The organism is Chromobacterium fluminis, from assembly GCF_011602385.1.
GTDB classification, from domain to species: domain Bacteria; phylum Pseudomonadota; class Gammaproteobacteria; order Burkholderiales; family Chromobacteriaceae; genus Chromobacterium; species Chromobacterium fluminis.
In genome coordinates, this window is record NZ_JAAOMA010000028.1 from 24674 (window position 1) to 39098 (window position 14425).

Sequence of the window (14425 nt, forward strand, 5' to 3'; positions counted from 1 at the left end):
TCAGTCCAGGCCGAATTCCCGCAGGAAGCGAACGTCGTCGGCCCAGCCTGACTTGACCTTGACCCAGACTTGCAGGAAAACCTTGCCGTCGAACAGCTTTTCCATATCTATCCGCGCTTCGGTGGAGATCTTCTTCAGTTTCTCTCCGCCGCGGCCGATAACGATGGGCTTCTGGTTTTCCTTGTCCACCAGCACGCCGATATGGATGCGGCGCAATTCGCCGTCCATCTCAAACATCTCCACTTCCACGTTCATTTCATAGGGTAGTTCTTCACCCAGATAGCGGAACAGCTTCTCGCGCACGATCTCGGCGGCCAAGAAGCGTTCGCTCTTGTCGGTAACCATGTCCTCCGGATACAGCGGCATCGATTCCGGCAGATGCGGACGCACCTGCTCCAGCAGCTCGCTCAAACGCTGACCGTGTTTGGCGCTGACCACTTCAACGCCGGCGAAGGCGAATTCCGCCTGCACCTCGGCGATGAAAGCCTGCAACGCGTCTCGGTCCTTGGCCTTGTCCAACTTGTTCACCACCAGGATCACCGGTTTGCGCTTGGGCAGCAAAGCCATCACTTCGCGGTCGGCGCCGGTGAAGCGCATCGCCTCCAGCACGAACAGCACGCAATCGACGTTGCCCAGCGAATCCTTGACGCTCTTGTTCAAGGTCTCGTTGAGCGCGCCTTTGTGAAAGGTCTGGAAGCCCGGGGTGTCTACGAAGATGAACTGGGCGTTGTTCTCGGTGTGGATGCCGGTGACGCGGTGGCGCGTGGTTTGCGCCTTTTTCGAGGTGATGCTGACCTTCTGACCAATCAGATGGTTCATCAGCGTGGATTTGCCGACGTTGGGACGGCCGACGATGGCGACAAAGCCGCAGTGGTATTGGATGTCAGTCATATACGTTTCTTACTCGCAGCGAGTTTTTGTTCCAGCAGGATCAGCGCCGCTTCGGCGGCCTGCTGTTCGGCGGCGCGGCGGCTGCCGCCTTCGCCGGTGGAGCCTATCGCCAGCTCGCCCAGGTCGCACTCGACACGGAACCACTGTTCATGAGCTTCGCCGCTTTGCAACAGTATCCGGTATTTGGGCAGGGCCAGCTTGCGCGCCTGCAGCGCTTCCTGCAAGCGGGTCTTGGCGTCCTTGGCCTGGAGGGAGGTGTCGATGGACGACACCCGTTGATCATAGAGCCGGCGCACCACCTGCTCCGCGCGCAGGAAATCGGAATCGAAGCTGACCGCGGCGAAGGTGGCTTCCAGCGCGTCGGCGAGAATGGACGGCCGGTTGAAACCACCGCTCTTCAGCTCGCCCTCGCCCAGGTAAAGGTAATCGCCCAACTTAAGCTCGTGGGCGATCTCGGCCAGGGTGTTCTGGTTGACCAGATTGGCGCGCAGCCGCGACAGCTCGCCCTCGGTCAGCTTGGGAAATTGATCGAACAGCATGCGGGCGACCGTGTAGTTGAGGATGCTGTCGCCCACGAATTCAAAACGCTCGTTGTTGCCGGCGCCGTAGCTGCGGTGCGTCAAGGCTTGACGCAACAACTCCGGCTTCTGAAATGCGTAATCCAGCGCCTGACACAGGCGCCGGAATCTATTGTCGGTTGGTATCACTTGGCTTATTGCGGGGGCTTGCCCGCTTGGGTATCGAATTTGAACAGCAGACTGATATTGGAGAATAAAGGCACTTCGCGCTGATAAGCGGCGCGGATGTACACGAAATTACCGCCGGCCACCACCATCAGGTTTTCACCCTTGATCGAGGCGATGCCGGCCACGCCGGCCCGCTGGTTGAAATCCCGGCGAATCGACGCCTCGCCGACATTGCTCTGGGCGGACAAGGCGGTGATCGCCTGGCGCACCTCGGCGTACTCCGAGTACACCGGCATCACCTTCATGCCCAGCACGAGGATCGCGCCCAGCACGATCATCACCAGCAACACGGAAAACAGCGACAGGCCCTTCTGACGGCTGAAATGCATAATGCGCTCCGAGCTTGCGATCTTGCGTTTATCAGTGAATGGTTTTGCCAATGCGCGATAGGTCGCCAAAGTTCATCCAGATCATGAAGGCTTTGCCCACCATCAGCTTGTCATCGACGAAGCCCCAGTAGCGGCCGTCCAGGCTGTTGTCGCGGTTGTCGCCCAGCATGAAGTAATGGCCGGCCGGCACCTTGCAGACAAAACCATTGTCATCATAGCGGCAGTTGTCGCGGGACGGGAAGTCCTGCACTTGGCTCAAGGCTACGGTAGGCGAACCTTCGTTGTTCAGCACGGAGTAAGTGCGCTGGCCCATGGTTTCCTTGTAGCGCTTGGCGTTGACCATCATCAGGCCCTGCTCCAGATACTCGTAGTTGCCGTCGTCGGCGTCCGGCAGCGGCTTGCCGTTGACGGTCAGACGCTTGTCGCGATACTCGACCACGTCGCCCGGCAGACCGATGGCGCGCTTGATGTAGTTGACCTTGGGGTTGGGCGGGAAATTGAACACCACCACGTCGCCGCGCTCCACTTTGTCCACCGATGCGAACACTGTGTTCAACACCGGCACGCGCAGACCGTAGGTGAATTTGTTCACCAGGATGAAATCGCCGACCACCAGGCCCGGACGCATCGAACTGCTGGGGATCTGGAACGGCTCGGCAATGAAAGAGCGCAGCAGGAACACCACCAAGATCACCGGAAAGAAGCCGCGCGAATAATCGACGAAATGGCCGGCTGGGGTCTCGGCGGCGCGGCGCTTGGCCAACACCAGCTTGTCCGCCAGCCATACCGCGCCGGTGATCAGCACGAAGACCAGCATCACCGCGGTGAAACTCATGTAGTTGGACAGCAGGCCAAAGCCGCCAATCAGCACCGCCAGGTAGCCCCACTGCACCGCCTGCGGCCAATCCTTGGCGCCCTCTTGCTTCTTGCCGCCAAAAGCGATCAGCATGCCGCCGATCGCCACCGCCACGACAAACACCCAGAACAGATTTCCGCCCACTTATTTGTCCCCTACTTGAAGAATTGCCAGGAATGCTTCCTGCGGAATTTCCACGTTGCCCACCTGCTTCATGCGCTTCTTGCCCGCTTTCTGCTTCTCCAGCAGCTTTTTCTTGCGGGTGATGTCGCCGCCGTAGCACTTGGCCAACACGTTCTTGCGCAAAGCCTTGACCGTCTCGCGGGCGATGATGTGGCCGCCGATGGCCGCCTGCACCGCGATGTCGAACATCTGGCGCGGAATCAGTTCACGCATCTTGGACACCAGTTCGCGGCCGCGGTAGACGCTGGAGGCGCGGTGCACGATCAGCGACAACGCGTCGACCTTCTCGCCATTGACCAACACATCCAGCTTGACCAGATCGGCGCTCTGGAATTCCTTGAACTCGTAATCCAGCGAGGCGTAGCCGCGGCTGGTGGACTTCAGCTTGTCGAAGAAGTCCATCACCACTTCGTTCATCGGCAGATCATAGGTCAGCATCACTTGGCGGCCCATGTACTGCATATTGCGCTGCACGCCGCGCTTCTGGTTGCACAGCGTCATCACCGCGCCGACATAGTCTTGAGGCACGAGAATGGTGGAGGTGATGATGGGTTCGCGCAACTCCTCGTACTTGCCAGCGTCCGGCATCCGCGACGGGTTGGACACCACTTCCATCGTGCCATCCTTCATCACCACTTCGTAGTTCACCGTCGGCGCGGTGGTGATCAGGTCCATGTCGAACTCGCGCTCCAGGCGCTCCTGCACAATCTCCAAGTGCAGGAGGCCGAGGAAGCCGCAGCGGAAACCGAAGCCCAGCGCCTGCGACACTTCCGGCTCGTACTTCAGCGAAGCGTCGTTCAGCTGCAGTTTTTCCAGCGCGTCGCGCAGCGCTTCGTAATCGTGGCTTTCCACTGGATACAGACCGGCGAACACCTGGGACTGCACTTCCTTGAAGCCCGGCAGCGCCTCGGTGGCTGGCTTGGACACTAGGGTGATGGTGTCGCCGACCTTGGCCGATTTCAACTCCTTGATGCCGGCGATGACGAAGCCCACCTCGCCCGCGTTCAGACTCTGACGCTGGACAGATTTAGGCGTGAACACACCCACCTGCTCGCACAGATGCTCGGCGCCAGTGGCCATGAACTTGATCTTGTCCTTGGGCTTCAGCGAACCGTCGATCACGCGCACCAGCATCACCACGCCGACGTAGTTGTCGAACCAGGAGTCGACGATCAAAGCCTTCAGAGGACCGCCCTCATCGCCCTTTGGCGGCGGAACCTTGCTGACCACTTCCTCCAGGATGTCCTCAATCCCGATGCCGGACTTGGCCGAGGCGCGCACCGCATCCGCAGCCTCGATGCCGATAATGTCTTCGATTTCCTGGCTGACCCGCTCCGGTTCGGCGGCCGGAAGGTCGATCTTGTTCAGCACCGGCACCACTTCCACGCCCAGATCAATGGCGGTATAGCAGTTGGCCACGGTCTGCGCTTCCACGCCTTGCGAGGCGTCCACCACCAGCAGCGCGCCTTCGCAAGCGGACAGCGAGCGCGACACTTCGTAGGAAAAGTCCACGTGTCCCGGGGTGTCGATCAGGTTCAGGTTGTAAACCTGACCATCTCGCGCCTTGTAGCTCAAGGCCGCGGTCTGCGCCTTGATGGTGATGCCACGCTCTTTCTCGATGTCCATCGAGTCCAGCACCTGGGCGCTCATTTCGCGCATTTCCAGGCCGCCACAGAATTGAATGAAGCGGTCGGCCAGGGTCGATTTGCCATGGTCGATATGGGCAATGATCGAGAAATTTCGAATGTTTTTCATGATATCCAGCAAAAGATAAGGGCACGCTAGCGTGCCCGGAACTGCCGATGGAAGCCGCGGGCCTGATGAAAGCGGCTCATCATCAGGATTGCGACCTCTAAAGCCGTTAACAGCCCATCCAGCAAGCGGGGGCACCCAAGTGCCCCCGACATAAACTCACACTGGCGCGGATTTTAGCCGATTTCGCCCAAATGTGCAGCCAATGCGGCTTGATCCAGACGCCAATGGCAGATTTCGGTCTCATCCTCCATCAGAACCGGCACCAGCTCGTTGAAGCGCCGCTCCAGCTCCGGATCGGCGTCGACGTCGACGACGTCCAACTCAAAGCCGTAGCGTTCGCGCCAAGGCTGCAGCTCGGCCAACATCTGATGGCACAAGCTGCAGTACTCGCGAAAATACAGCGTCAGCCTCACTTGCCGTCGCCCACCGGCAACGGAATGAACTGGGTAGCCCCCTGGCGCAGCACTTGCAGCGCGATCGACGAGCCCTTCTTGGCCGCGGACAGCGCGGATTTCAGTTGCTCGACATTGGCCAGCGGCTCGCTGCCGATGCCCACGATCACGTCGCCCGGTTGAATGCCGGCGCGCATCGCCACATTATTGGCGCCGCGCACCAGCAGGCCGTACTTGATGCCGGCGCGCTGCAACTGCGCCGGATTCAGCACCTGCAGCCGCAAGCCGATCTGCGAGAAGCTCTGCTCGGCCGGACGCTCCTGCTGCGAGCCGCGATATTCGCGCTGCGCCAGCCTCGGATTCTGATCCAGCTGCTCCACCGGCACCACCTTGGCAGACACCGCGGCGCGAGCGCGCCACAGGCCCAAGGTCACCGGCTTGCCGGGCGGAATGCTGCCGATCAGCCGCTGCAGATCGGAACCGGATTCAACCGGCTTGCCATCCACTTGCTGGATGATGTCGCCGGGTTTGACGCCGGCCTTGGCCGCCGGACCACCCGGCTCCACCGCTGTGATCAGCGCGCCGGCCGGCTTGGCCAGGCCGAAGGAGGCGGCCAGATCCTGGCTCAACTCCTGGATCACCACGCCGATCTTGCCGCGGCTGACATGGCCCTTGGCCTTCAGCTGAGCCACCACGTCCATCGCCACGTCAATGGGGATGGCGAAGGAAATACCCATGAAACCGCCGGAACGGCTAAAGATCTGGGAGTTGACGCCCACCACTTCGCCCCTGGCGTTGAACAGCGGGCCGCCGGAGTTGCCGGGGTTGATCGCGGCGTCGGTCTGAATAAAGGGCACGAGGGTCTCATCCGGCAGCATGCGGTTCTTGCCGGAAACGATGCCGGAAGTGGCGGTGTTCTCGAAACCGAACGGCGAGCCGATGGCCAACACCCCTTCGCCCACTTTCAAGGCATTGGCGTCGCCGCGGCGCACCACCGGCAGCTTGTCCGCTTCAATTTTCAACAACGCCACGTCGGTGCGGGCGTCGGAGCCTATCACCTTGGCCTTGTACTCGCGTTTGTCCGTCAGCTTGACGGTGATTTCATCGGCGCGGGCCACCACATGGGCGTTGGTCAACACATAGCCGTCGGCGGAAATGATGAAGCCGGAACCCAGCGACGACTCCTGCCGCTCCTGGGCGCGCGGCGGCGCGAAACGACGGAAGAATTCAAAGAACGGGTCGCCGCTCATGCCCTCGGGCAAATCGTTGCTGACCTCGCGCACCGTGGACTTGGTGCTGATATTGACCACCGCCTTGCCCTCGTTAGAGACGATCTGGCTGAAGTCCGGCAGTTCCGCGGCCATTGCAGCGGGCGCAGAGCCCGCCATAATAGAGGCCGCCAGCATGGCGGAAACAATCAGTTTTTTAACCGGCATGAGCGCTCCATCTTGATATGTTGTGGTTAAGACGTGCCGGCGAAAACCGGCTGACGGATTTCGGCGTCGAATCGGTCGCGCGCCAGGCGCCCAGCCGTAAGGTTCGCCGCCAAGAAAAACAGGCGAGCCGGCGACAAAGCGCCGGCTCGAGCCCTATCCGACCCGCTCCGCGCAAGCGCACCGCCGGAGACCAGGCCTCCGGACGGGCTTGCGGAAACGTCGGCGGGCTTGGCCATCATGGCTTAAGGCTGACTTTCAACCCTTTCAACAGCCCCATCATCGCCGGCTCGGGCATGTCGCCCACCGCGGTCAACTGGTAGCTGCCCTGCGGGCCAGTAGCCATATTGATGGCGCCGTGCAGGTTGCTGCTGCGCTCCAGGCGCGCGCCTTCCGGCTGCGTCTCGACAAACAACGACAGCATCACCAGGCCGTCGGAATACACCATGTGGCGCACCGACTTGCCCGCCTGGCCCGGCAAGCTGCGCTGTACCGAACGCAGCAAATGGAAGCCGTTGGGCAGCCCGGACACATCGTTGTCCACCTGCGCGCCGGCCTGCGGCATGGAGGCGGCGCCCGAACGCAACAAGAACTTCTGCGCGAACTTGGGCCGATAGGCGCGCTTGTCTTTGGGGCCGGTCAGGTCGATGTCGGTGAAAGTAAACTGTTCCACCGCTTCGCCCTTGGGCGACAAGGTCACCATTTTCAAAGGCAGGGAGGTCAGCGGCTCCACGCACATGCGCAGGCTGTAACGCTGCCTGTCCTTGGGCCGCAGTTCCAGCAGATTGCAATCGCGCTGCGCCACCCTGTCGCTGCCGACGTGCTTGAGCGAATACGACTGATTGATCTCGCTCATGTCTTCCGGCAACAAGGCAGGAAACAAGCGCATCGCGCTGATCTTGGCCGCGTTCAAGGCTTTCTTGTCCGGCGCGAAACAGGCCAACTCATTGCCTTTGCGGACAATTTCGCGAGAAGGCCCGTCCAAGGACGTCCGCTTCTCCCGCATGGCGTCGCCTTGGCCTTCCCTAACGATGTGGAAGGTTTCCAGCGTGCCGTTCATCTGGTGCAGATAGGTGCCGTTCAGCGCCTGCTGGCGTCCGGCAGCCGCCACATTGCGCAGCAGCTGCCAGTCATCCTCTGCATGGGCGGCAGGCGCCGCCGCCACAACCATCAAGCTGATCAGAGGAATTACACGCATTTAACGGCGAGCTCCGTTTCCGTAGGATACTTTCATATTGCCTTGTTCGGAGGTCACTTCCTGATGAGCCAGCAGATAGGGGTCGTCGCGCTCGAGTTGGCTGGCTTGCGCCGGCTGGGCCACTTGCACCGGAACGCCCTTGTCCGCCACCAACGAAGCCGGCTCGCCGCGATGCGTCAGCTGCTGCCAGCCCACCACGGCGGCGAAGCTGACGCTGGCGGCCAGCGCCACCGCGCCGGCGGTGCGGGCGCGAGCCGGACGCAACCAGCGCCGCGGCGCAAGCACCGTGGGCTCGTCCGCCAGCCGGCTGGCGACCTGCTCTCGCACGTTGAGCGCAACCATGCGGTTGGCGCGCATCGCGTCGCCAATCAAGTGATACTCGCCCCAGGCGGCATCCAGTTGCTTGTCAGATGAAATAGAAGCGATGGCCCTGGCTATGTCCGTGTCGTCCAGTTCGCCATCCATCATCGCGGATATCGTTTCTTTCATACCTACCACCTTCTGTTCTTGGCCGTATCCAGCAAAGGCCTGAGCTCGGCAGCAATCGCCTCGCGCGCCCGGAAAATCCGCGAGCGCACGGTGCCTATCGGGCAATCCATCACCTTGGCGATTTCATCGTAGGATAGACCGTCCATTTCCCTGAGCGAAATTGCGGTTCTTAATTCCTCCGGCAAAGCCTCCACGGCGGCATTGACCGTTGCCAGAATCTCCTTGTTCATCAGCTCGGTTTCGGGCGTATTCAGGTCAGGCAGCTGCGACGTCATGTCGAAGCTTTCACCGTCCTCGTCCTCTATCTCGCTGTTGACCACCGGACGACGTCCGGAGGCGCTAAGGAAATTCTTGGCAGTATTGATGCCGATTCTGTACAGCCATGTGTAAAACGCGCTCTCGCCACGAAACGACGGCAAGGCACGATACGCTTTGATAAACGCTTCTTGCGTCACATCCTCGATGTCAGCGCCGTCGCGGATAAACCGCGACAACAACCTGGCGAGACGTCGCTGATACTTGGCAACAAGCAGATCGAAAGCTCTTTTTTCACCTCGCTGGGCACGCTCCACCAACTGTTGATCGAGATCCCGATCACTCATGTCGTTGTTATGCTCCCTGATTTGCCCACTGTCGTGTTTGTGGTCGTTTATGTGGACTGTGACTAGACCACCGCGCTTGCGATGAGTTCCCCCACGCGATTCAGCTGCGAAACATAACAGACCTCGGACAAAACTTGAACATTTGTTTTAACCGTATTGCCAGCGCGCAAACCAGCCCTTACACTCCTACCAAGCACTTGCTTGAATGACATAGAGATAACAACCAAAGCCAATAGTTCCTTGAACCGCCTTCGCGCTTCCGGGCCATGGCTTTGTCTTGCAATAAAGGAATCCAACGCGATGAGCACTCCCGGCCAACGCTTCCGTCAGGCGGTAGCACAAGAACAGCCCTTGCAGGTGGTGGGCGCGGTCAACGCCTACGCCGCCCGACTGGCCGAACACTCCGGCTTCAAGGCCCTGTATCTGTCCGGCGGCGGCGTAGCCGCCTGCTCCTGCGGCATTCCGGACCTGGGCATCACCACGCTGGAAGACGTGCTGATCGACGTGCGCCGCATCACCGACGTGACCGAGCTGCCTCTTCTGGTGGACATCGACACCGGATGGGGAGGCGCCTTCAATATTGCCCGCGCGGTCCGCAGCCTGGAGAAAGCCGGCGCCGCCGCGGTGCACATCGAGGACCAGGTACAGCAGAAGCGTTGCGGCCACCGCCCCAACAAGGCCATCGTCAGCCAGGACGAAATGGTGGATCGCGTCAAGGCGGCAGTGGATGCGCGTCGCGACGACGGCTTCGTGATCATGGCGCGCACCGACGCGCTGGCGGTCGAAGGGCTTGACGCCGCCATCGAGCGCGCCGTCGCCTGCGTCGAGGCCGGCGCAGACATGATTTTTCCGGAGGCGATGACCGAGCTGGCGATGTACCGCCGCTTCGCCGAAGCGGTGAAAGTGCCGGTGCTGGCCAATATCACCGAGTTCGGCGCCACCCCGCTGTTCAACACTCGCGAGCTGGGCGAACACGGCGTCGGCCTGGTGCTCTATCCCTTGTCCGCTTTCCGCGCGATGAGCCAGGCCGCGCTCGGCGTCTACGGCGCGATCCGCCGCGACGGCGGTCAGCAAGCGGTGCTGGACACGATGCAAACGCGCGCAGAACTTTATAGCCATCTGGACTACCACGCCTACGAACAAAAACTGGACGCGCTGTTCCGCCAGGAAGGTCATGGTGCCGAATAATCTGCTTGCAGACATCCCGGGCGAGCTGCCGGAAGAGTTGCTGCAGACTTTATTCAGCGGCGCGAAAGGATTCCGCGTCGAACGCATCGTCTCGCGCGGCCATGCTTCGCCGGACGGATTCTGGTATGAGCAGGACGAAGAAGAATGGGTGCTGTTGCTGTCCGGCGCGGCGGAGCTGGAATACCAGGACCCGCCGCGGCGCCTCAGATTGGAGCCGGGCGATTGCGTGGCCATAGCGCCGCGCCAACGCCACCGCGTGGCCTGGACCGCGCCTGGGCAGGACAGCGTCTGGCTGGCCGTTTTCTACGAAAAATAATCATTCCGCAGGTCTGCGATCAGGAGAAAAGCATGAGCGAAACCGTTGTTGGCATCAAACCCAAAAAATCCGTAGCCCTGTCCGGCGTCGCCGCCGGCAATACCGCGCTGTGCACCGTGGGCCGCAGCGGCAATGATCTGCACTACCGCGGCTACGACATCCTCGACCTCGCCGGTCGTTGCGAATTCGAGGAAGTGGCCTACCTGCTGGTGCACGGCAAGCTGCCGAACAAGGCCGAGCTGGTCGGCTATAAGAAAAAGCTGAAGTCGCTGCGCGGCCTGCCGGCGGCGGTGAAGGCAGTGCTGGAGGCGCTTCCGGCCAGCGCCCACCCGATGGACGTGATGCGCAGCGGCGTGTCCGCGCTGGGTTGCGCGCTGCCAGAGAAGGACGATCACAACCAAGCCGGCGCGCGCGACATCGCCGACCGACTCATGGCCAGCCTGGGCTCCATGCTGTTGTACTGGCATCATTTCAGCCATAACGGCAAGCGCATCGAGGTGGAAACGGACGACGACAGCATAGGCGGTCACATCCTGCACCTGCTGCACGGCGAAAAACCGTCGCAGGAATGGGTGCGCGCAATGCACACCTCGCTCAATCTATACGCCGAGCATGAATTCAACGCCTCCACCTTCGCCGCCCGCGTCATCGCCGGCACCGGCTCGGATCTGTACAGCGCCGTCACCGGCGCCATTGGCGCGCTGCGCGGCCCCAAGCACGGCGGCGCCAATGAAGTGGCCTTCGACATCCAGCAGCGCTACGAAACCCCGGCCGAGGCCGAGGCGGACATTCGCGAACGCGTGGAACGCAAAGAAGTGGTCATCGGCTTCGGCCACCCGGTCTACACCATTTCCGATCCTCGCAACAAGGTGATCAAGGAGGTGGCGCGCGAACTGTCCAAGTCCGCCGGCAACAGCAAGATGTTCGACATCGCCGAACGCCTGGAAACCGTGATGTGGGACATCAAGAAGATGTTCCCCAATCTGGACTGGTTTTCCGCGGTCAGTTACCACATGATGGGCGTGCCCACCGCCATGTTTACTCCCTTGTTCGTGATCGCCCGCACCAGCGGCTGGAGCGCGCACGTGATCGAGCAACGTCAGGACGGCAAGATCATCCGCCCCAGCGCCAATTACATCGGCCCGGAAGACCAGGTCTTCGTACCGCTGGAACAGCGCTGACCGGACCGGGAGCCCCCGCGCTCCCACCCCTGATTTTCAAATTGGCCAAGACATGATGAATTCCGCTTACCGCATTCCCCTGCCCGGCACCGGGCTCGACTACTTCGACGCCCGCGCCGCCGTTAACGCCATCCGCCCCGGCGCCTGGGAACAACTGCCCTATACCGGCCGCGTGCATGCTGAAAACCTGGTGCGCCGTTGCGATCCTGCGCTGCTGGGCGAATGCCTGGAGCAGATCGCCCATCGCAAGCGCGAGCGCGACTTCCCCTGGTTCCCGGCGCGCGTGGTCTGTCACGACATCCTGGGCCAGACCGCGCTGGTGGACCTGGCCGGCCTGCGCGACGCCATCGCCGACCAGGGCGGCGACCCGGCCCAGGTCAACCCGGTGGTGCCGGTGCAATTGATCGTCGATCACTCGCTGGCGGTGGAGTGCGGCGGCTTCGACCCGCAAGCTTTCGAAAAGAACCGCGCGATCGAGGACCGGCGCAACGAAGACCGCTTCCATTTCATTGAGTGGACCAAGAGCGCCTTCGACAATGTCGACGTGATCCCGGCAGGCAACGGCATCATGCACCAGATCAATCTGGAGAAGATGTCGCCGGTGATCCACGCCGACAACGGCCTGGCCTACCCGGACACCTGCGTCGGCACCGACAGCCACACCCCGCACGTGGACGCGCTGGGCGTGATCGCCGTCGGCGTCGGCGGCCTGGAAGCGGAAAACGTGATGCTGGGCCGCGCCTCGTGGATGCGGCTGCCTGACATCGTCGGCGTGGAGCTGTCCGGCAAGCCCGGTCCCGGCATCACCGCCACCGACGTGGTGCTGGCGCTAACCGAATTTCTGCGCCAGCAGAAAGTGGTCGGCGCCTATCTGGAATTCTACGGCCCGGGCGCGGCGGCGCTGACCTTGGGCGACCGCGCCACCATCTCCAATATGGCGCCGGAGTACGGCGCCACCGCGGCGCTGTTCTTCATCGACGAACAAACCATCTCCTACCTGAAGCTGACTGGCCGCAGCGACGAGCAAGTCCAGTTGGTGGAAACCTACGCCAAGACCGCCGGCCTGTGGGCCGATACGCTGCGAAACGTCGTGTACGAGCGAGTGCTGCGCTTCGACCTGTCCAGCGTGAGCCGCAACCTGGCCGGCCCGTCCAATCCGCACAAGCGGCTGCCGGTGTCGGCGCTGGCCGAACGCGGCATCGCCGTCAATCTGGCGCTGGCCCGCGCGCAGGAGGCCCAGGGCCTGATGCCGGACGGCGCGGTAATCATCGCCGCCATCACCAGCTGCACCAATACCTCCAACCCGCGCAATGTGATCGCCGCCGGCCTGCTGGCGCGCAACGCCAACCGGCTGGGCCTCGCCCGCAAGCCGTGGGTGAAGTCCTCGCTGGCGCCGGGTTCCAAGGCGGTTGAGCTCTATCTGAAGGAAGCCGGCCTGCTGTCCGAGCTGGAGCAATTGGGCTTCGGCATCGTCGCCTTCGCCTGCACCACATGCAACGGCATGTCCGGCGCGCTGGAACCCAAAATCCAGCAGGAAATCGTGGAGCGCGACCTGTACACGACGGCGGTGCTGTCCGGCAACCGCAACTTCGACGGCCGCATTCACCCCTACGCCAAGCAAGCCTTCCTGGCTTCGCCGCCGCTGGTCATTGCCTACGCCATTGCCGGCACCATGCGCTTCGACATCGAAAAAGACGTGCTCGGCGTCGCCGACGGCAAGGAGATCCGGCTCAAGGACATCTGGCCGGACGACGCGGAGATAGACGCGGTGCTGCGCCAGGCGGTCAAGCCCGAGCATTTCCGTCAAGTGTACGAACCGATGTTCGCCATCCGCCGCGACACCGCCGCCAAGGCCAGCCCGCTGTACGCCTGGCGGCCGCAGTCCACCTATATCCGTCGCCCGCCTTACTGGGAGGGCGCGCTGGCCGGCGAGCGCACGCTGCGCGGCATGCGCCCTCTGGCCCTGCTGCCGGACAACATCACCACCGACCACTTGTCGCCCTCCAACGCCATCCTGCTGGACTCGGCCGCCGGCGAATATCTGGCGAAGATGGGCCTGCCGGAGGAAGACTTCAATTCCTACGCCACCCACCGCGGCGACCACCTGACCGCGCAGCGCGCCACCTTCGCCAACCCCAAGCTGTTCAATGAAATGGTGTTGAACGAAGACGGCTCGGTGCGCCAGGGCTCGCTGGCGCGCGTGGAACCGGAAGGCAAGACGATGCGGATGTGGGAGGCGATCGAAACCTATATGCGGCGCAAGCAGCCGCTGATCATCGTCGCCGGCGCCGACTACGGCCAGGGTAGCTCGCGCGATTGGGCGGCCAAGGGCGTGCGCCTGGCCGGCGTCGAGGCCATCGTCGCCGAAGGCTTCGAACGCATCCACCGGACCAATCTGATCGGCATGGGCGTGCTGCCGCTGGAGTTCAAGCCCGGCGTCAATCGCAAGACGCTGGCGCTGGACGGCAGCGAGACCTACGACGTGATCGGCCGTCGCCAGCCGCGCGCTGAGCTGACGCTGCTGGTCCGCCGCCGGAACGGCGACACTGCGCAAGTACCGGTGACCTGTAGGCTGGACACCGCGGAAGAAGTGTCGATCTACGAGGCTGGCGGCGTGTTGCAGCGTTTCGCTCAGGACTTTTTGGAGGGGGCGAAAGGCTAATCTCCTCTCCTCCGGCCCCTCTCCCGCAATGAGAGAGGGGCGATACCGCAAGATTTGTGACGCCGTGCGACGCTTGGCTGCAGGCGCAAGGCTTCCGAATCACACGCTTCTGGAACAACGATATTCTGCACAACTCGGGATGCCGCTCTTGAAGTAATATGACAAAGAACTTAGTGCCAGGACACAATAAACACGACGACGTCC

The 14425-nt window shown here is 62.1% G+C and carries 15 protein-coding genes; 5 read left to right on the top strand and 10 right to left on the bottom strand.

The window, feature by feature from the left end:
- The 10 genes from era to rpoE form a co-directional block, all read right to left on the bottom strand.
- Positions 1 to 891: a GTPase Era gene (gene era, locus HA052_RS18000; protein ID WP_166452952.1), complete on the bottom strand. Its 891-nt coding sequence runs from the start codon at positions 889 to 891 to the stop codon at positions 1 to 3.
- Positions 888 to 1607, bottom strand: a complete 720-nt coding sequence (gene rnc, locus HA052_RS18005; RefSeq protein ID WP_439823243.1) for a ribonuclease III — start codon at positions 1605 to 1607, stop codon at positions 888 to 890. The genes era and rnc overlap by 4 nt, the downstream gene beginning before the upstream one ends.
- On the bottom strand, positions 1604 to 1966 hold the full coding sequence (locus HA052_RS18010; protein ID WP_081544554.1) for a DUF4845 domain-containing protein: 363 nt from the start codon (positions 1964 to 1966) through the stop codon (positions 1604 to 1606). Before HA052_RS18010 ends, rnc begins: the two co-directional genes overlap by 4 nt.
- Before the next feature lie 31 nt (positions 1967 to 1997).
- Positions 1998 to 2966, bottom strand: a complete 969-nt coding sequence (lepB, locus tag HA052_RS18015; RefSeq protein ID WP_346774573.1) for a signal peptidase I — start codon at positions 2964 to 2966, stop codon at positions 1998 to 2000.
- Entirely contained in the window at positions 2967 to 4760 is a 1794-nt protein-coding gene (gene lepA / locus HA052_RS18020) for a translation elongation factor 4 (RefSeq protein ID WP_166452953.1), read from the bottom strand.
- A gap of 173 nt (positions 4761 to 4933) precedes the next feature.
- Positions 4934 to 5173 (bottom strand): glutaredoxin family protein, encoded by a 240-nt coding sequence (locus HA052_RS18025; RefSeq protein WP_081544551.1) that lies wholly within the window; start codon positions 5171 to 5173, stop codon positions 4934 to 4936.
- On the bottom strand, positions 5170 to 6588 hold the full coding sequence (locus tag HA052_RS18030) for a DegQ family serine endoprotease (protein ID WP_166452954.1): 1419 nt from the start codon (positions 6586 to 6588) through the stop codon (positions 5170 to 5172). The genes HA052_RS18025 and HA052_RS18030 overlap by 4 nt, the downstream gene beginning before the upstream one ends.
- A 235-nt stretch (positions 6589 to 6823) precedes the next feature.
- Complete coding sequence (locus HA052_RS18035) at positions 6824 to 7783, bottom strand: MucB/RseB C-terminal domain-containing protein (protein ID WP_081544548.1); 960 nt, start codon at positions 7781 to 7783, stop codon at positions 6824 to 6826.
- Entirely contained in the window at positions 7784 to 8272 is a 489-nt protein-coding gene (locus HA052_RS18040) for a sigma-E factor negative regulatory protein (RefSeq protein WP_166452955.1), read from the bottom strand. It lies immediately after the preceding gene.
- A 2-nt stretch (positions 8273 to 8274) separates the two neighbouring features.
- Positions 8275 to 8874 carry an RNA polymerase sigma factor RpoE gene (gene rpoE / locus HA052_RS18045; RefSeq protein WP_081544546.1) on the bottom strand — a complete coding sequence of 200 codons (600 nt, stop codon included), beginning with the start codon at positions 8872 to 8874 and terminating at the stop codon, positions 8275 to 8277.
- A 300-nt stretch (positions 8875 to 9174) separates the two neighbouring features.
- On the opposite strand from rpoE, the gene prpB reads away from it, so the two are divergent.
- From prpB to HA052_RS28260, 5 genes are read left to right on the top strand one after another with little or no spacing between them, the layout of a single operon-like run.
- Positions 9175 to 10062: a methylisocitrate lyase gene (gene prpB, locus HA052_RS18050; RefSeq protein ID WP_166452956.1), complete on the top strand. Its 888-nt coding sequence runs from the start codon at positions 9175 to 9177 to the stop codon at positions 10060 to 10062.
- Positions 10049 to 10378: a cupin domain-containing protein gene (locus HA052_RS18055; protein ID WP_166452957.1), complete on the top strand. Its 330-nt coding sequence runs from the start codon at positions 10049 to 10051 to the stop codon at positions 10376 to 10378. The genes prpB and HA052_RS18055 overlap by 14 nt, the downstream gene beginning before the upstream one ends.
- A 32-nt stretch (positions 10379 to 10410) precedes the next feature.
- Positions 10411 to 11559, top strand: a complete 1149-nt coding sequence (gene prpC, locus HA052_RS18060) for a bifunctional 2-methylcitrate synthase/citrate synthase (RefSeq protein ID WP_166452958.1) — start codon at positions 10411 to 10413, stop codon at positions 11557 to 11559.
- Between the two features lie 52 nt (positions 11560 to 11611).
- Positions 11612 to 14221 carry a Fe/S-dependent 2-methylisocitrate dehydratase AcnD gene (gene acnD, locus HA052_RS18065; protein ID WP_439823242.1) on the top strand — a complete coding sequence of 870 codons (2610 nt, stop codon included), beginning with the start codon at positions 11612 to 11614 and terminating at the stop codon, positions 14219 to 14221.
- 56 nt (positions 14222 to 14277) lie between these two features.
- Positions 14278 to 14373 (top strand): DUF559 domain-containing protein, encoded by a 96-nt coding sequence (locus tag HA052_RS28260; RefSeq protein ID WP_166452959.1) that lies wholly within the window; start codon positions 14278 to 14280, stop codon positions 14371 to 14373.
- The last annotated feature ends 52 nt before the right edge of the window (positions 14374 to 14425 follow it).